The organism is Kluyvera sichuanensis (assembly GCF_040930405.1).
Classification (GTDB): domain Bacteria; phylum Pseudomonadota; class Gammaproteobacteria; order Enterobacterales; family Enterobacteriaceae; genus Kluyvera; species Kluyvera sichuanensis.
Window position 1 is genome coordinate 263,048 of record NZ_CP162271.1, and the last position, 16,116, is coordinate 279,163.

19 protein-coding genes are annotated in these 16,116 nt (G+C 55.0%); 12 read left to right on the forward strand and 7 right to left on the reverse strand.

Going from position 1 to position 16,116, the window contains the following annotated elements; all coding sequences use genetic code 11:
- Positions 1 to 123: 123 nt before the first annotated feature.
- The 10 genes from AB2B48_RS01275 (at position 124) to rlmC (ending at position 9,032) form a co-directional block, all read left to right on the forward strand.
- Positions 124 to 402, forward strand: coding sequence for a YbjC family protein (locus tag AB2B48_RS01275; RefSeq protein WP_368300591.1), 279 nt, complete (start codon positions 124 to 126; stop codon positions 400 to 402).
- Positions 386 to 1,108 (forward strand): oxygen-insensitive NADPH nitroreductase, encoded by a 723-nt coding sequence (nfsA, locus tag AB2B48_RS01280; protein ID WP_368300592.1) that lies wholly within the window; start codon positions 386 to 388, stop codon positions 1,106 to 1,108. Before AB2B48_RS01275 ends, nfsA begins: the two co-directional genes overlap by 17 nt.
- Positions 1,109 to 1,203: 95 nt before the next feature.
- Positions 1,204 to 2,106, forward strand: coding sequence for a 30S ribosomal protein S6--L-glutamate ligase (gene rimK, locus AB2B48_RS01285; RefSeq protein ID WP_185666632.1), 903 nt, complete (start codon positions 1,204 to 1,206; stop codon positions 2,104 to 2,106).
- 128 nt (positions 2,107 to 2,234) lie between these two features.
- On the forward strand, positions 2,235 to 2,714 hold the full coding sequence (locus AB2B48_RS01290) for a YbjN domain-containing protein (RefSeq protein WP_185666630.1): 480 nt from the start codon (positions 2,235 to 2,237) through the stop codon (positions 2,712 to 2,714).
- A 405-nt stretch (positions 2,715 to 3,119) separates the two neighbouring features.
- Positions 3,120 to 4,232 (forward strand): spermidine/putrescine ABC transporter substrate-binding protein PotF, encoded by a 1,113-nt coding sequence (gene potF, locus AB2B48_RS01295; RefSeq protein ID WP_368300593.1) that lies wholly within the window; start codon positions 3,120 to 3,122, stop codon positions 4,230 to 4,232.
- Positions 4,233 to 4,373: 141 nt separating this feature from the next.
- Positions 4,374 to 5,507, forward strand: a complete 1,134-nt coding sequence (potG, locus tag AB2B48_RS01300) for a putrescine ABC transporter ATP-binding subunit PotG (protein ID WP_220441034.1) — start codon at positions 4,374 to 4,376, stop codon at positions 5,505 to 5,507.
- 9 nt (positions 5,508 to 5,516) lie between these two features.
- Positions 5,517 to 6,470: a putrescine ABC transporter permease PotH gene (potH, locus tag AB2B48_RS01305; protein WP_185666625.1), complete on the forward strand. Its 954-nt coding sequence runs from the start codon at positions 5,517 to 5,519 to the stop codon at positions 6,468 to 6,470.
- Positions 6,467 to 7,312, forward strand: coding sequence for a putrescine ABC transporter permease PotI (gene potI, locus AB2B48_RS01310; protein WP_185666623.1), 846 nt, complete (start codon positions 6,467 to 6,469; stop codon positions 7,310 to 7,312). Before potH ends, potI begins: the two co-directional genes overlap by 4 nt.
- A 40-nt stretch (positions 7,313 to 7,352) precedes the next feature.
- The gene (locus tag AB2B48_RS01315; protein ID WP_185666756.1) at positions 7,353 to 7,862 is read left to right on the forward strand and encodes a YbjO family protein; all 510 of its coding nucleotides are present in this window, start codon (positions 7,353 to 7,355) and stop codon (positions 7,860 to 7,862) included.
- Positions 7,863 to 7,904: 42 nt separating this feature from the next.
- Positions 7,905 to 9,032 carry a 23S rRNA (uracil(747)-C(5))-methyltransferase RlmC gene (gene rlmC, locus AB2B48_RS01320; protein ID WP_333012030.1) on the forward strand — a complete coding sequence of 376 codons (1,128 nt, stop codon included), beginning with the start codon at positions 7,905 to 7,907 and terminating at the stop codon, positions 9,030 to 9,032.
- Positions 9,033 to 9,111: 79 nt separating this feature from the next.
- Here the strand turns inward: rlmC and artJ are convergent, their stop codons facing one another.
- The 6 genes from artJ to AB2B48_RS01350 all read right to left on the reverse strand — a co-directional run bounded on the left by artJ (position 9,112) and on the right by AB2B48_RS01350 (position 13,713).
- Positions 9,112 to 9,843 carry an arginine ABC transporter substrate-binding protein ArtJ gene (gene artJ / locus AB2B48_RS01325; protein ID WP_123651343.1) on the reverse strand — a complete coding sequence of 244 codons (732 nt, stop codon included), beginning with the start codon at positions 9,841 to 9,843 and terminating at the stop codon, positions 9,112 to 9,114.
- 174 nt (positions 9,844 to 10,017) lie between these two features.
- Positions 10,018 to 10,686: an arginine ABC transporter permease ArtM gene (artM, locus tag AB2B48_RS01330; RefSeq protein ID WP_333495823.1), complete on the reverse strand. Its 669-nt coding sequence runs from the start codon at positions 10,684 to 10,686 to the stop codon at positions 10,018 to 10,020.
- The gene (gene artQ / locus AB2B48_RS01335) at positions 10,686 to 11,402 is read right to left on the reverse strand and encodes an arginine ABC transporter permease ArtQ (protein ID WP_185666617.1); all 717 of its coding nucleotides are present in this window, start codon (positions 11,400 to 11,402) and stop codon (positions 10,686 to 10,688) included. The genes artM and artQ overlap by 1 nt, the downstream gene beginning before the upstream one ends.
- A 6-nt stretch (positions 11,403 to 11,408) precedes the next feature.
- Entirely contained in the window at positions 11,409 to 12,140 is a 732-nt protein-coding gene (gene artI, locus AB2B48_RS01340) for an arginine ABC transporter substrate-binding protein ArtI (protein ID WP_220441031.1), read from the reverse strand.
- Positions 12,141 to 12,157: 17 nt separating this feature from the next.
- Entirely contained in the window at positions 12,158 to 12,886 is a 729-nt protein-coding gene (artP, locus tag AB2B48_RS01345; protein WP_185666614.1) for an arginine ABC transporter ATP-binding protein ArtP, read from the reverse strand.
- 311 nt (positions 12,887 to 13,197) lie between these two features.
- Positions 13,198 to 13,713, reverse strand: coding sequence for a lipoprotein (locus tag AB2B48_RS01350; protein ID WP_368300594.1), 516 nt, complete (start codon positions 13,711 to 13,713; stop codon positions 13,198 to 13,200).
- Positions 13,714 to 13,942: 229 nt separating this feature from the next.
- Between AB2B48_RS01350 and AB2B48_RS01355 the strand changes: the two genes are divergently transcribed.
- A complete protein-coding gene (locus AB2B48_RS01355; protein ID WP_185666610.1) occupies positions 13,943 to 14,266 on the forward strand; it encodes a heavy metal-binding domain-containing protein in 324 nt (107 codons plus the stop codon).
- The gene (locus tag AB2B48_RS01360; RefSeq protein WP_368300595.1) at positions 14,263 to 15,099 is read left to right on the forward strand and encodes an N-acetylmuramoyl-L-alanine amidase; all 837 of its coding nucleotides are present in this window, start codon (positions 14,263 to 14,265) and stop codon (positions 15,097 to 15,099) included. Before AB2B48_RS01355 ends, AB2B48_RS01360 begins: the two co-directional genes overlap by 4 nt.
- A gap of 3 nt (positions 15,100 to 15,102) precedes the next feature.
- Here the strand turns inward: AB2B48_RS01360 and AB2B48_RS01365 are convergent, their stop codons facing one another.
- Positions 15,103 to 16,116, reverse strand: coding sequence for an NAD-dependent epimerase/dehydratase family protein (locus tag AB2B48_RS01365; protein ID WP_185666607.1), 1,014 nt, complete (start codon positions 16,114 to 16,116; stop codon positions 15,103 to 15,105).

Below are 16,116 nucleotides of genomic sequence, written 5' to 3' on the forward strand. Positions count from 1 at the left end.
AGGTTCTACCTGTTACTCTGATTCATTCTGGCTATGTCTCGCTAATTATTTTTCATCCGCATACCGTTATAATCGTCATCAATTGGCTATCAAAATGCGCTAAGGGTTCACAGGAGGAGAAGCATGCGTTCGCTCGGAGCACTACCGAAAAGCGTTTTAATTCTGGAGACGGTCGGCATGATCCTGCTGGCGGTGGCGTGGCTATCGCTCAATCAGTACATCACGCTGCCCGCGCCGTTTGCCAGCCAACTGGCAGCGGTAGTGATGATTTTTCTCGGTATTGCGCTGATGCTTCCCGCCGCGGGCGTCCTCTTTTGGGGAATTGCCCGCGCCGTTGCTCCACAGCTGATGAACCCTAACCTGCCGCGAGACAAGGAAAAAAAAGATGACTCCGACCATTGAGGTTCTGCTTAACCATCGCTCTATTCGTCACTTTACCGGCGAGCCGATAAGCGACGAACAGCGCAGCGTGATTATCGCCAGCGCCCAGGCCACTTCCAGCTCCAGCTTTTTACAGTGCAGCTCGATTATTCGCATCACCGATAGCGACATGCGCGAACAGCTGGTCAAGCTGACCGGCGGCCAGGAGCACGTTGCTCAGGCGGCGGAGTTCTGGGTATTTTGCGCCGACTTTAACCGCCATCTGCAGATTTGCCCTGAGGCGCAGCTGGGTCTGGCGGAACAGCTGTTGCTTGGCGTGGTGGATACTTCGCTGATGGCGCAAAACGCGCTGACTGCCGCTGAATCTCTGGGATTGGGTGGCGTCTATATCGGCGGCTTGCGCAATAATATTGCTCAGGTGACCGAACTGCTGAAGCTACCAAAGCACGTGCTGCCGCTGTTTGGTCTGTGCCTTGGTTGGCCTGCCAGCCATCCGGATCTCAAACCGCGCCTGCCGGCCGCGCTGGTGGTGCATGAAAATCACTATCAGCCGATGGACCCCGAAGTACTGGCGCAGTACGACGAAGAACTTGCCCAGTACTATTTATCGCGCAGCACCAACGCGCGCCGCGATACCTGGAGCGACCATATTCGCCGCACGCTCATCAAAGAGAGCCGCCCGTTTATTCTTGATTATCTACATCAGCAGGGGTTTGCTACGCGCTGATTCATTAACGAATTTGTGCCAGGGCTCAAGCCTCTGCGGATGCGAAAAACGTATGATATGCCGGTTTTTTTGCGGCTTTTTTGGAGAGGTAAAGGGTGAAAATCGCCATATTGTCCCGGGATGGAACGCTCTTTTCGTGTAAGCGTCTGCGCGAAGCCGCCCAGCGCCGCGGCCATATTGTTGAAGTACTCGATCCGCTGTCTTGCTATATGAACGTCGACCCGGCGGCCTCGTCGATACACTATAAAGGTCGACAGTTGCCGCACTATGACGCGGTGATCCCACGTATTGGCTCGGCGATCACCTACTACGGTATGGCGACACTGCGTCAGTTTGAGATGCTGGGCAGCTACCCGCTCAACGAATCGGTGGCGATTACCCGCGCCCGCGACAAGCTGCGATCGCTACAGCTGCTGGCGCGTCAGGGAATCGATCTACCGGTTACCGGCATCGCCCATTCACCGGACGATACCAGCGATCTTATCGACATGGTCGGCGGCGCGCCGCTGGTGGTTAAACTGGTGGAAGGTACGCAGGGAATCGGCGTGGTGCTCGCCGAAACACGCCAGGCGGCGGAAAGCGTGATTGATGCGTTTCGCGGTCTGAACGCGCATATCCTGGTGCAGGAGTATATCGAAGAGGCGAAAGGGTGCGACATTCGCTGTTTGGTAGTCGGCAATGAAGTGGTGGCATCGATTGAACGCCGGGCAAAATCAGGCGATTTTCGTTCTAACCTGCACCGCGGTGGCGTGGCGACGGTGGCTGAGATCACCCCCGCTGAACGGGCGATTGCCATTAAGGCCGCGCAAACCCTCGGCCTGGATGTCGCGGGCGTAGATATTCTGCGTGCCAATCGCGGTCCGCTGGTGATGGAAGTCAATGCCTCGCCGGGGCTGGAAGGGGTGGAGACCACTACCGGCATCGATATTGCGGGAAAAATGATCGAATGGATCGAGCGTCAGGCTCACCCCGGATTTTGTCTGAAAATCGGCGGATAGTGCGCTTTCATGGTATACGACGCCTTTTTTGCGTAAGCTATGCGCTACTCTCGTACTTATACCGGGCTGCTGCCCGGTAATTTGTTGGTCTGGAATGTTTTACTTTACCGCATGAGGTCATAGGCAATATGGATTCTCTCGTCGTCCCGAGTCTGGATACGTTACGTCAGTGGCTCGACGAAATGGGCATGAACTTTTTTGAGTGCGACACCTGCCAGGCGCTGCACCTGCCGCATATGCAAAATTTTGAAGGCGTCTTCGATGCCAAAATTGATCTCATCGATAACGTCGTGCTGTTCTCGGCGCTGGCCGAGGTCAAGCCATCTGCGCTGCTGGCGCTGGGCGCCGATCTCTCCGCCATTAACGCCAGTTCGCTGACGGTTAAGGCGTTTCTCGACATGCAGGATGATAATCTGCCAAAGCTGGTGGTTTGCCAGTCTTTATCCGCAGGCGTTGGGGTAACCTTCGAACAGTTCGCCGCTTTTGTAACCCAGAGCGAAGAGCAGGTCTCGATGGTTATCCTCGAGGCCAACGCGCATCAACTGCTCTATAAGCCAGAAGACGAAGAGCAGCCGCCGGAAGATATCCAATACCATTTTCTTCACTGATCATCCCCGTCAAATAGCGCAGTCACTGCCATAGTGGCTGCGTATTACCTGCTTTTATTCTGCATTTAACCTATTTTTAAAGATTCATTCACTACCTGATTGCCCGTTTTGGCTTATCAGATAGAGTGATCTTGCATAAAAAATTGATAAAAGGCGTTTTTTACACTGACCTATAGCCTCCAGTCCGGGCTACAGTTATTCTTGCGACATATCAATGCCCCCCTATTTATTGCTGACAATACCCTATGTTGGCGAGGTTCTTGCATTGATAAAGCGAGCAATGACTGCAGGGGAGCCCGTTCTCTTCTCTTTCATGCAGTACGAAAAAATATGCATGATTTTTGCATACTCTAAATTGCGTATATTTCGTCCGTTTGTTAACGGATGACGAGAAGGATAAGAGATATGGCCGCCTTAAATAAAAAATGGTTAACAGGTCTGGTGACGAGTGTGCTGATGGCCGCCTCGGCAAGCGTGCTCGCTGCGGAACAAAAAACGCTGCATATCTATAACTGGTCTGACTATATCGCGCCGGACACCGTGGCGAATTTTGAGAAAGAGACCGGAATTAAAGTCGTCTATGACGTGTTTGACTCCAACGAAGTGCTGGAAGGCAAACTGATGGCGGGCAGCACCGGTTTTGACCTGGTGGTGCCGTCGGCAAGCTTCCTGGAGCGTCAGCTCACCGCCGGTGTGTTCCAGCCGCTCGATAAGAGCAAGCTACCAAATTGGAAAAACCTCGACCCGGACGTGCTCAAGCTGGTGGCTAAACACGACCCGGACAACAAGTACGCGATGCCTTATCTGTGGGCGACGACCGGTATCGGCTACAACGTTGACAAAGTCAAAGCCGTGCTGGGCAAAGATGTACCGCTGAACAGCTGGGATCTGGTGATGAAGCCGGAAAACCTGGAGAAACTGAAAAGCTGCGGCGTCTCCTTCCTTGATGCGCCAGAAGAAATCTTTGCCACTGTGCTTAACTACTTAGGCAAAGATCCCAACAGCACCAAGGCCGATGACTACACCGGCCCGGCGACCGATCTGCTGCTGAAACTGCGTCCTAACATTCGCTACTTCCACTCTTCTCAGTACATTAACGACCTGGCAAACGGTGATATCTGTGTGGCCATCGGCTGGGCGGGTGATGTGTGGCAGGCGGCAAACCGTGCCAAAGAAGCGAAAAACGGCGTGAATGTTTCTTACTTTATTCCGAAAGAGGGCGCACTGGCCTTCTTTGATGTCTTCGCCATGCCAGCCGATGCGAAGAATAAAGATGAAGCCTATCAGTTCCTTAACTATCTGATGCGCCCGGACGTGATTGCGCACATCAGTGACCATGTGTTCTACGCGAATGGCAACAAGGCTTCCACGCCTCTGGTCAGCGCCGAAATTCGCGATAATCCGGCGATTTACCCGCCGGCAGATGTTTTCGCTAAGCTGTTTACGCTGAAAGTTCAGGATCCAAAAATTGACCGTGTGAGAACGCGCGCATGGACCAAAGTGAAAAGCGGTAAATAAATCAATCACCCATAACGTGATAAGCCTGCACCGGGGCAGTGCATCTGCCCCAATCTGGACACCGGCCGGGTGGTCGGTGTCCAGGGGTTGATATGACAACCGGGTCATATCGATATTTGTATTTTGCCGGAGAGCACCAGATTGAACGACGCTATTCCCCGCCCACAGGCGAAAATCCGCAAAGCGCTCACACCGCTGCTGGAAATCCGTAATCTGACCAAATCCTTCGACGGCCAGCACGCCGTAGACGACGTTAACCTCACCATCTATAAAGGCGAAATCTTTGCGCTGCTGGGTGCTTCCGGCTGCGGAAAGTCGACCCTGCTGCGTATGCTGGCGGGCTTTGAACAACCGACCGCTGGGCAGATTATGCTGGACGGCGTTGACCTGGCGCACGTGCCGCCTTATCTGCGCCCGATTAACATGATGTTCCAGTCCTACGCGCTGTTCCCGCACATGACCGTGGAGCAGAACATCGCTTTCGGCCTCAAGCAGGACAAGCTGCCGAAAGCGGAAATTACCGCTCGCGTTGCCGAGATGCTGGCGCTGGTGCACATGCAGGAGTTTGCCAAGCGCAAACCGCACCAGCTTTCCGGCGGTCAGCGTCAGCGTGTGGCGCTGGCGCGTAGCCTGGCGAAGCGCCCGAAGCTGCTGTTGCTGGATGAACCCATGGGCGCACTGGATAAAAAGCTGCGTGACCGTATGCAGCTGGAAGTGGTCGATATTCTGGAACGCGTTGGCGTCACCTGCGTCATGGTGACCCACGACCAGGAAGAGGCGATGACCATGGCCGGGCGCATTGCCATTATGAACCGCGGCAAGTTCGTGCAAATTGGCGAGCCGGAAGAGATTTACGAGCACCCGACTACCCGTTATAGCGCTGAGTTTATTGGCTCGGTTAACGTATTCGAGGGGCTGCTGAAGTCGCGTGAGGACGACGGCCTGGTGATTGATTCACCGGGGCTGGTGCACCCGCTGAAGGTCGATCCGGATGCCTCAGTCGTCGATAACGTTCCGGTGTACGTCGCGCTGCGCCCGGAAAAAATCATGCTTTGCGAAGAGCCACCTGCGGACGGCTATAACTTTGCCGTCGGCGAAGTGGTGCATATCGCCTATCTGGGCGATCTCTCCATTTACCACGTGCGGCTCAAAAGCGGGCAGATGATCAGCGCCCAGTTGCAGAATGCCCATCGCTACCAGAAAGGGTTACCAACCTGGGGCGATGAGGTACGTCTGTGCTGGGATGCCGATAGCTGCGTGGTGTTGACGGTTTAAGGAGGGGCTATGAGTACGTTTGAACCACCAGCCCGTTCGCGCAAACCGGGCGGCTTCGTCCTGTGGCTAGCGCGCATCAATATGAAGCACGGGCGCAAGCTGGTCATTGCCATGCCGTACGTGTGGCTGATCCTGCTGTTTCTGCTGCCGTTCCTGATTGTTTTCAAAATCAGCCTGGCGGAGATGGCGCGCGCGATCCCGCCGTATACCGATCTCATGGAGTGGGCCGACGGTCAGCTCACACTTGCGTTGAACTTCGGCAACTTCCTGCAGCTTACCGACGATCCGCTCTACTTTGAGGCCTATTTGCAATCATTGCAGGTGGCGGGGATCTCGACGATCTGTTGTCTGCTGCTTGGCTACCCATTGGCGTGGGCGGTGGCGCACAGCAAACCATCAACGCGTAATATTCTGCTGCTGTTGGTGATTCTGCCGTCGTGGACCTCGTTCTTGATCCGCGTTTATGCGTGGATGGGGATCCTGAAAAACAACGGCATTCTGAATAACTTCTTGATGTGGTTAGGCGTCATCGATCAGCCACTGACGATTCTGCACACCAACCTGGCGGTCTATATCGGCATTGTCTACGCCTATCTGCCGTTTATGGTGTTGCCTATCTATACCGCGCTGACCCGCATCGACTATTCGCTGGTGGAAGCCTCACTGGATCTGGGCGCTCGCCCGCTGAAAACCTTCTTCAGCGTGATTGTGCCGCTCACCAAAGGTGGGATTATTGCTGGTTCGATGCTGGTGTTTATCCCAGCGGTCGGGGAGTTTGTGATCCCGGAACTGCTCGGCGGCCCGGACAGCATTATGATTGGCCGCGTGCTGTGGCAGGAGTTCTTTAACAACCGCGACTGGCCGGTGGCCTCGGCGGTGGCGATTGTGATGCTGTTGCTGCTGATCGTGCCGATCATGTGGTTCCATAAGTATCAGCAAAAACAGATGGGAGACCACGGATGAACAACCTGCCTGTCGTAAGATCGCCGTGGCGCATTCTGATTCTGGTGATTGGCTTTACCTTCCTCTATGCGCCGATGCTGATGCTGGTGGTCTACTCGTTTAACAGCTCGAAGCTGGTCACCGTCTGGGCGGGCTGGTCGACGCGCTGGTACGGCGAACTGTTCCGCGACGATGCGATGATGAGCGCCGTAGGGCTAAGCCTGACGATTGCGGCCTGCGCGGCAACCATGGCGGCTATCCTCGGCACCATTGCCGCCGTAGTGATGGTGCGCTTTGGTCGTTTCCGCGGGTCCAACGGCTTTGCCTTTATGATAACGGCACCGCTGGTTATGCCGGATGTCATTACCGGGCTGTCGCTGCTGCTGCTCTTTGTGGCATTGGGCCACGCGATTGGCTGGCCTGCCGACCGTGGCATGCTGACCATCTGGCTGGCGCACGTTACCTTCTGTACGGCGTATGTGGCGGTGGTTATCTCTTCGCGGTTGCGTGAACTTGACCGTTCGATTGAAGAGGCCGCGATGGATCTCGGAGCGACGCCGCTGAAGGTCTTTTTCATTATTACGCTGCCGATGATCATGCCTGCCGTGGTCTCCGGCTGGCTACTGGCTTTCACGCTGTCGCTCGACGATCTGGTGATTGCCAGCTTCGTCTCGGGTCCAGGTGCGACCACGCTGCCGATGCTGGTCTTCTCCAGCGTACGCATGGGGGTGAATCCGGAGATTAACGCCCTGGCGACGCTTATCCTCGGCGTGGTCGGAATTGTCGGATTTATCGCCTGGTATCTGATGGCGCGAGCAGAAAAACAGCGGGTGCGCGATATCCAGCGTGCAAGACGCGGATAATCCTCTTAAAATCAGTAGGGATGTGCAGTCGATGCCGCGAATGTTCGCGGCATCGTTTTCATGGAAGGCAACAACATTGGAACTGTTTACTCGAAGCCGTCAGTCGCATGCTCGTCTGAATGTCCCTGCTTTGGTGCAGGTGGCGGCGCTCGCCATTATTTTAATCCGCTGTCTCGATCTGATTATGATAATCAACCTGCTCGGGCTGCATGGCATTGGCGAGTTTATTCACCGTAGCGTACAGACCTGGACGCTGACGCTGGTTTTCCTCAGTAGTCTGGTGCTGGTTTTTGTCGAAATAGGCTGCGCATTTTCGCTGGTAAAAGGGCGTAACTGGGCACGCTGGGTCTACCTGCTGACGCAGGTAATTGCTGCCAGCTATCTGTGGGCGGCATCGCTGGGCTATGGCTATCCTGAGCTGTTCAGCATTGCGGGCGAGTCGAAGCGGGAGATCTTCCGCTCGCTGGTAATGCAAAAAATGCCGGATCTGCTGGTTTTATGCCTGCTTTTTCTGCCCGCGGCCTCCCGGCGATTTTTCCGCTTACAATAACGGTGATACAATCCACGCCCCCGATTTTCTCAAGGTCTTTTTATGCAGTGCGCACTTTATGATGCCCATCGTTGCCGTTCCTGTCAGTGGATTGAGCAGCCGATAGCCGAGCAACTGGCGGCCAAAATGGCCGATCTCCAGACGTTGTTGGCGGATTTTTCCGTTAACGCCTGGTGCGCACCGGTATCTGGTCCGGAACAGGGCTTTCGTAATAAAGCCAAAATGGTGGTCAGCGGCAGCGTTGAGCGTCCGCTGCTCGGCATGCTGCACCGTGACGGTACGCCGGAAGACTTAACCGACTGTCCGCTTTATCCCGATTCGTTTGCTCCGGTCTTTGCCGCACTGAAGCCGTTTATCGCCCGTGCGGGTTTGACGCCCTACAACGTAGCGCGTAAGCGCGGCGAGCTGAAGTATCTGCTGCTCACCGAAAGCCAGCTGGACGGCGGCATGATGCTGCGTTTCGTACTGCGCTCAGAAGCCAAGCTGGCCCAACTTCGCGCAGCGCTGCCGTCGCTACAGGCACAGCTGCCGCAGCTGAAGGTCATCACCGCCAATATCCAGCCGGTGCATATGGCGATTATGGAAGGCGAGCAGGAAATCTTTTTTACCGAGCAGCAGGCGCTGGCAGAAAGCTTTAACGACGTGCCGCTGTGGATCCGCCCGCAGAGCTTCTTCCAGACCAACCCGACGGTGGCGAGCGCGCTGTACGCCACCGCGCGCGACTGGGTGAGGGCGCTGCCGGTTAACCATATGTGGGATCTGTTCTGCGGCGTCGGCGGTTTTGGTCTGCACTGTGCTACGCCGGAGATGACGTTGACCGGCATCGAAATTGCGCCAGAAGCTATCGCCTGTGCTAAGCAGTCGGCGGCGGCGCTGGGTCTGGATAAGCTCCATTTCCAGGCGCTGGATTCGACGCAGTTTGCTACCGCTCAGGCCGATATTCCGCAGCTGGTGCTGGTTAATCCACCGCGTCGCGGCATTGGTAAGGCGCTGTGTGACTATTTAAGTGAGATGGCGCCGGAATTTATTATCTATTCCAGCTGTAATGCACAGACCATGGCGAAGGATTTTGCGCATCTGGCAGGGTATCGCGTGGAGAAGGTGCAGCTGTTTGATATGTTCCCGCATACGGCGCATTACGAGGTGTTGACGCTGTTGGTGCGGCGATAGTCCCGGCGGCGCTTCGCTTGGCCGGGCTACGTGTTTCGGGTAGCCCGGGCGTACAGTTAGCGACCCCGGGAACGGCTGATTACTCAGCAAACCACTTATCGTTAATCTTCTGGTAGGTCCCGTCAGCTTTAATCGCCTTCAGCGCGCCGTTTAGTTTTTCCAGCAGCGCTTTGTTATCCGGACGTACCGCAATGCCCAGGCCGATACCGAAGTATTGAGGGTCGGTCACTTTCTCGGTGGCTGCGCCCAGTTGCGGGTTGGTTTTCAGCCATTCATTCACCACCGCGGTATCACCGAACACACCGTCGATACGGCCATTTTTCAGGTCGATAATCGCGTTCTGGTAGCTGTCATAAGCCACGGTTTTCACTTCCGGATGCTTATCCATCAGGTATTTCTGGTGGGTGGTGCCGTTTTCCATCCCGATACGTTTGCCTTTCAGGTCATCAAAGGTTTTGAACTCACCTTTTTTGGCAATCACCAGCGCCGAGTTGGCATAGTAGGCATCGGTAAAGGCAACTTGCTTGCTACGCTCTGGGGTGATGTCCATGCCGGAAATGACCGCATCGTATTTCTTAAACTTCAGCGCCGGAATCAGGCTATCGAACGCATGGTTGGTGAACGTACACTCAGCCTGCATCTGCTTACAGAGCGCGTTAGCCAGATCGATATCAAAGCCGACAATCTGGTTGCTGGCATCCATGGATTCAAACGGCGGGTAGGTGGCGGAAACGCCAAAGCTGATTTTATCTGCGGCCTGAGCGCCTGCGGCGACGGTGGCAAGTAAGGCGGCCAATACTAATTTTTTCATGGATGAGCTCCTGTCTGTCTCGCTTATTGGGTGCTGCCCTGCGTGTGGCATGGAGCTACAATGCCACCAAGTGAATTTGTATGCAATATATTTGATTAAATATTTTATGCGTAGCAAAAAAAAACGGACAGGCCAATGGCTTATCCATTTTTATAAACGTAGTTTATGCAGAAGTTAGTCGCGATGTTCGAAGGCCAGCGCCTTGCGCTCGATTAAACGCATCATCAGCGTCAGCAGGCCGTTTACGACCAGATAAACCAGCCCGGCAGCGCCAAAGACCATCACGTCATAGGTGCGCCCGTAGAGCAACTGACCGTGGCCCATCACTTCCATCAGCGTGATGGTGTAGGCGAGAGACGTACTCTTGAACACCAGCACCACTTCGTTGGAGTAGGACGAGAGCGCGCGTTTAAACGCATACGGCAGCAAAATAGCCAGCGTATCTTTCTTACTCATCCCCAGCGCATTACAGGACTGCCACTGGCCTTCCGGAATGGCGCGAATCGCCCCGAAGAACAGTTGTGTGGTGTAAGCGGCGCTGTTCAGCGACAGCGCAATCAGCGCACACAGCCACGGCTCAGAGAGCAGGTGCCACAGCACCGGGTAGTTCTGCAGCGTCGGGAACTGGCCTGGGCCGTAGTAGATGAGGAAGATCTGCACTAGCAGCGGCGTACCGGTGAACAGCGTAATGTAGCCGCGAACCAGCCACACCAGCACCGGCGTTTTCAGCGTCAGGATGATGGTGAAAATCAGCGCCAGCACCAGCGCCACCACGATGGAGGCAACGGTCAACGTCAGGCTGGTGTGCAGCCCTTTCATCAGTTCCGGTAAATACTCGAGCATCAGCCTGGTCTCCGTTCAAAGCGAGTGGTACGCAGGTCAATGCGTTTGAGGATGTACTGGCTGAGCAGGGTAATCACCAGGTAAATAGCCGCCGCCACGATATACCAGGTAAACGGCTCCTGGGTGCGAGTGGCGATACTCTTGGTTTGCAGCATCAGATCGTTCACGCTAATCAGCGACACCAGCGCGGTATCTTTCAGCAGCACCAGCCACTGGTTCCCGAGACCCGGCAACGCGTGACGCCACATCTGCGGCATCACCAGCCGGAAGAAGATGGCGCTTTTCGACATACCCAATGCCTGACCGGACTCCCACTGACCTGCCGGTACCGCTTTTAACGCGCCGCGCAGAGTCTGTGAAGCGTAGGCTGCGTAGAGCAGGGAGAGGGCAATCACGCCGCACAGGAACGGGCTGACGTCGAAGTTTTCGATCTGCATCTGTACCGGAATCTGTACGAAGCCGAGGTTGATGTTAAAACCGTCGGACAGCGTCAGCAGCAGCTGTGAAGAGCCGAAGTAGATAAACAGCACCACCAGAATTTCCGGCAGGCCGCGCAGCACGGTAACCACCGCGGAGCCGAGCCATGCTATAGGGCGCCATTTAACTGACTCCCACACCGCAAAGAACATCGCCAGCGCGAGGCCGATTATCAGTGCACAAACGGCAAGGCCGACGGTCATGCCGGCGGCGCTTGCTAAAGGAAACATTTCGTTCATCAAGTCTTACTTCTGGAACCATTTAGCGTAGATGGTTTGGTAGGTACCGTCTTTCTTCACTTTTTCCAGCGCAGCGTTGAATTTCTGCTGCAGCTCGGTGTTGCCCTGACGGACAGCAATACCCAGGCCGGTACCAAAGTAGTCTTTATCGGTCACTTTATCGCCGACGGCCGCCAGCTTATCGTTGGCTTTCAGCCATTCGGTCACCACGGCGGTATCACCGAAGACCGCGTCGATACGACCGTTCTGCAGATCCAGCTTGGCGTTCTGATAGCTGTCGTAAGGCACAGTCGTGATTTCCGGATGTTTATCCATGATGAATTTCTGGTGCGTGGTGCCGTTCTGCACGCCCACTTTTTTGCCTTTCAGCTGATCAACGCCGGTGAACTTGCCTTTCACGCCGATAAACAGGGCGGAGTTGTCGTAGTACGGGGTGGTGAACAGCACCTGTTTTTCACGTTCTGGGGTGATATCCATACCGGCCATCACCGCATCGATACGGCGGAATTTCAGGCTAGGAATCAGGCTATCGAAAGACTGGTTGCTGAAGGTACAGGTCGCATCGATCTCTTTACACAGGGCGTTCGCCAGATCCACGTCGAAGCCGACGATCTTATTGTTGGCGTCCATGGATTCAAACGGAGGGTAAGAAGCTTCGGTCGCGAAACGGATAGTTTGAGCGGCGGCAGCGGAGAGGCTGACGCTAGCAAGCAGCGCGGCAATCAGTACTTTTTTCATCGTCATTGTCCTGAATCTCAGTGAGAAAGATAACTTCTAAATTCATCAGTCTGTGGGCTGTTAAAGCAGCTTGCATCGCCTTGTTCGACGATATAACCGTTTTCCATGTACACCACACGGCTGGCCGTTTTACGCGCCACTTCCACTTCGTGGGTGACGATAACCTGGGTAATGTTGGTTTCAGCCAGTTCGTGAATAATGCTGACGATCTGGGCGGTGATTTCCGGGTCAAGCGCAGCGGTCGGTTCATCAAACAGCAGAACCTGCGGCTCCATCATCAGCGCACGGGCAATCGCCACGCGCTGCTGCTGACCACCGGAAAGGTGCAGCGGATAGCGATCGCTAAACGGCTTGAGACGTAAACGCTCCAGCAGTTTTTCCGCCCGTGCCATCGCTTGATCTTTGCTTAAGCCCAGCACGCGGCATGGCGCTTCAATCAGGTTTTGCACCACCGTCAGGTGAGGCCAGAGATTGTATTGCTGGAAGACCATGCCGACGTTTTGACGCAGTTCGCGAATCGCTTTGTCTGACGGGGTCTTAGCAAAATCGAAATGGTTACCCGCAATCGCCAGGGTGCCGGATTTCGGCATTTCCAGCAGATTCAGCACGCGCAGGAGTGAGCTTTTACCTGCGCCACTTGGGCCAAGCAGTACCAGCGTTTCGCCCTCGGGGCATTGCAGCGTGATGTCGAACAGCGCCTGATGCGCGCCATAAAAGCAGTTAATGCCGTCTAATTTAATGCTCATTGATACCCGTCACGAATGTGTTGTTCTCGCCCTGGAAAGGCCAGGTGCATGCTCTGCTGTCGTTTTTGGATTTCTCCGCTGAAGGTATCAGCCCATAGAGAATTATCAGCAATTGAGGCCGCAAATAGTACCTTTGACAGAATAGTTATGCAATATTTGTGCGTTAAAACTTAAATATAAACCAACTTTTCTTTTAAAGTTAGCACAAAATAACGGACGGGGTGGGCGAGGGGTATAAATGTCGGCATTCCACGGGGAATGCCAGACATTTTGCCGGGATAAGGCATTTGACAGAATTACGTTACAATTTATTAACGTTTCTCAAGAGATTGACGCAATGTGCCTGCTGGAGCATGGGTGTTGTTGCCGAGATAGCGAACGTCATCAACGGCCCAGCAGTTGCCTTCGCGAACCATCAGCACTTCATCTTTCCAGCTCTGGGTTCCCTGTTTTAACTCCACGCGCAGCGGAATATTGCGGGCGTCGGTATTCGGGATGGTGGAAGCGCTAGCAACATCGGCACTGTCAGGCGCGCCCGCGCTGCTGGAGAACAGGTTAGATTGCAGCAGCGCACGTTTGTCTGGATCCTGACTGCTATCGCTCAGCAGCTTCGCCAGACCATCGCTCAGGTAAGGGCGAAGTGCGGTAAAGTCGGTGCTACGTTGCTGTTTTTGTGCGTCGTAAAACTTCTGCGCCACGGCGTCCGGGCCGCCTTCTACGCACTGTCCTACACGGGTTCCGGTATCTTTATAGGCCGGTGTTACGGTGGTACAAGCGCTTAGCAGAAGTGCTGCGGGAAGAAGAAGTGCAAGGTTGGTGTAACGCATAGTGATTCCTTGTTAGCTGTCTCAACATTCATCGCCCATATGCCGCCATGCAGCGGGCGCGATTTATGTATACCCGTCATACTTCAAGTTGCATGTGCGTTGGCTGCAACTCGAATTATTTAGGGTATATACAATAATGAAGTAATCCCTTTTCAAGCATAGCGTATCGGTCCGATAATGCGTTTAGCGCAGAGAGCTAAGGCATTGAACGTTAACGAAGGAGTAGTCCATGCAATTTTCTACGACCCCCACCCTCGAAGGGCAGTCCATTACTGAATACTGCGGCGTAGTGACGGGAGAGGCGATTCTCGGGGCCAATATTTTCCGCGATTTTTTTGCCGGTATTCGTGACATCGTTGGCGGTCGCTCTGGCGCCTATGAAAAAGAGCTGCGCAAGGCGCGTGAGATTGCTTTTAAGGAGTTGGGCGAGCAGGCCAAAGCGCTGGGCGCGGATGCGGTCGTCGGGATTGATATTGATTATGAAACCGTGGGCAAAGACAGCAGCATGTTGATGGTCAGCGTGAGCGGTACGGCGGTCAAAACGCGCCGATGAAACGTTTACTCACCGTGGTGATGCTGGCGATGGTGCTGGCGGGGTGTGCCGGGGAAGATAAAAAGGCCGTAGTTGAAAAGCAAAACTATGTGCTGGATACCAGCCAGGCGTCGCCGCAGGCCTATCCCCGCATCAAGGAACTGGTGATCCACTATACGGCAGATGATTTTGACGTCTCGCTGGCGACGCTACTCGGTCAGCAGGTAAGCGTGCATTACCTGATTCCAGCGGTGCCGCCGCTGCTGCACGGCAAGCCAAAAATCTGGCAGTTGGTGCCGGAGTCTAAGCTTGCCTGGCATGCGGGCATCAGCTTCTGGCGCGGCGCAACGCGCATCAACGATACCTCTATTGGCATTGAACTGGAGAACCGCGGCTGGCAGAAAGCCGACGGTGCGAAGTTCTTTACGCCGTTTGAACCGGCACAGATTCAGGCGCTGGTGCCGCTGGCGAAAGATATCATTAAGCGCTACAACATTGAGCCGCAAAACGTGGTTGCCCACTCGGACATTGCGCCACAGCGTAAAGACGATCCAGGGCCTCTGTTTCCGTGGAAGTCGCTGGCGCAGCAGGGTATTGGCGCATGGCCTGATGAAAATCGGGTGGCGTTCTACCTGAACGGGCGTGCACCTAACGCACCGGTAGCGACCAATAATCTGCTCGATCTGTTGGGGCGCTATGGCTATGAAGTGAAGCCTGGGATGACCAGAATGCAGCAAATCAGGGTTATTGCCGCCTTCCAGATGCACTTCCGCCCGACACGCTATGATGGCGTTGCCGATGCGGAAAGTCTGGCGATTGTCGAGGCGCTGTTGGAGAAATACGGGCAGGGCTAAGCCCTAGCGGGGCAGCTTACCGTGATCTTCCAGCCAGGCGGCGGTACGAATAATACCGTCGTCGAGCGAGACGATGGGCTCATAGCCCAGCTCTTCGCGAGCGCGGCTGATATCCAGCGTAAAATCGAAGTTCAGCTTTGAGACGCCGTAGTGAGTGAGCGAAGGCTCTTTCGCTTTTTTATCACCAAAACGCTCCATGCTGCGGGCGATCATGTCCAGCATTGGATAAGGCACCGAACGGATCCGGCAGGGGATATCCAGTTCGTCAATCAAACGCTCTACGATGCTACGCAGGGTGCGTGGTTCACCGTTAGTGATGTTGTAGGCGCGGCCGGAAGGCAGGTCGTCACAGCGTGGTTGGCTGGCAAGCCACATCGCGTGAACCGCATTTTCGTAGTAGGTCATATCGACCATCGCATGGCCGCCGCGCGGTAATAATACGCTGCCGTAATGGTGCATCATCTGCGCCAGACGCGGAATAAACACTTTATCGTGCGGCCCAAAGACGCTCTGCGGACGCAGAATCGTGAAGCGGGTATTGGGGTTGGCCTGCGCCAGCAGTTGGATCACCTCTTCGCTGGCCGCTTTGCTGCGGGCAAACTCGTTGGCGAAACGGTGCGGGCGGAAATCTTCGGTGATATCGCGATGATGATGGTAATCAAAGTACAGCGACGGCGAAGAGATATGGATGAAGTTGCGAACGCCCCACGCGACGGCCCACTCACCCAGACGGCGGGTGGCGCGAACGTTGGCTAAGTCGAAAGCGGCCTGCGTGCCCCACGGCGAGGTAAAACTGGAGCAGTGCCACAGCGTGTCGACGCCGGCCAGCATCACTTTGGCCTGGGAGGAAACCAGCTCGGTCAGGTCAGCATGGACGAATTCCGCGCCCATTTTTTCCAGCAGTTTGCCCATCGCTTCGTTGCGACCGCTCGCTCTGACGCTGATGCCTCTGCTACGCAGATATTCAACCGCGTTTCTGCCTAACCCGCTGGTGGCGCCGGTGACCAGTACCTTCAT

What these genes read in the sequence shown, in the direction of transcription:
- artJ (WP_123651343.1), bottom strand. Translation starts at nt 9,843, where the DNA reads ATGAAAAAATTAGTATTGGCCGCCTTACTTGCCACCGTCGCCGCAGGC.
- AB2B48_RS01355 (WP_185666610.1), top strand. Translation starts at nt 13,943, where the DNA reads ATGCAATTTTCTACGACCCCCACCCTCGAAGGGCAGTCCATTACTGAA.
- potH (WP_185666625.1), top strand. Translation starts at nt 5,517, where the DNA reads ATGAGTACGTTTGAACCACCAGCCCGTTCGCGCAAACCGGGCGGCTTC.
- AB2B48_RS01365 (WP_185666607.1), bottom strand. Translation starts at nt 16,116, where the DNA reads ATGAAGGTACTGGTCACCGGCGCCACCAGCGGGTTAGGCAGAAACGCG.
- artQ (WP_185666617.1), bottom strand. Translation starts at nt 11,402, where the DNA reads ATGAACGAAATGTTTCCTTTAGCAAGCGCCGCCGGCATGACCGTCGGC.
- potF (WP_368300593.1), top strand. Translation starts at nt 3,120, where the DNA reads ATGGCCGCCTTAAATAAAAAATGGTTAACAGGTCTGGTGACGAGTGTG.
- AB2B48_RS01290 (WP_185666630.1), top strand. Translation starts at nt 2,235, where the DNA reads ATGGATTCTCTCGTCGTCCCGAGTCTGGATACGTTACGTCAGTGGCTC.
- potI (WP_185666623.1), top strand. Translation starts at nt 6,467, where the DNA reads ATGAACAACCTGCCTGTCGTAAGATCGCCGTGGCGCATTCTGATTCTG.
- AB2B48_RS01360 (WP_368300595.1), top strand. Translation starts at nt 14,263, where the DNA reads ATGAAACGTTTACTCACCGTGGTGATGCTGGCGATGGTGCTGGCGGGG.
- artI (WP_220441031.1), bottom strand. Translation starts at nt 12,140, where the DNA reads ATGAAAAAAGTACTGATTGCCGCGCTGCTTGCTAGCGTCAGCCTCTCC.
- AB2B48_RS01350 (WP_368300594.1), bottom strand. Translation starts at nt 13,713, where the DNA reads ATGCGTTACACCAACCTTGCACTTCTTCTTCCCGCAGCACTTCTGCTA.
- AB2B48_RS01315 (WP_185666756.1), top strand. Translation starts at nt 7,353, where the DNA reads ATGTTCGCGGCATCGTTTTCATGGAAGGCAACAACATTGGAACTGTTT.
- rlmC (WP_333012030.1), top strand. Translation starts at nt 7,905, where the DNA reads ATGCAGTGCGCACTTTATGATGCCCATCGTTGCCGTTCCTGTCAGTGG.
- AB2B48_RS01275 (WP_368300591.1), top strand. Translation starts at nt 124, where the DNA reads ATGCGTTCGCTCGGAGCACTACCGAAAAGCGTTTTAATTCTGGAGACG.
- artM (WP_333495823.1), bottom strand. Translation starts at nt 10,686, where the DNA reads ATGCTCGAGTATTTACCGGAACTGATGAAAGGGCTGCACACCAGCCTG.
- nfsA (WP_368300592.1), top strand. Translation starts at nt 386, where the DNA reads ATGACTCCGACCATTGAGGTTCTGCTTAACCATCGCTCTATTCGTCAC.
- artP (WP_185666614.1), bottom strand. Translation starts at nt 12,886, where the DNA reads ATGAGCATTAAATTAGACGGCATTAACTGCTTTTATGGCGCGCATCAG.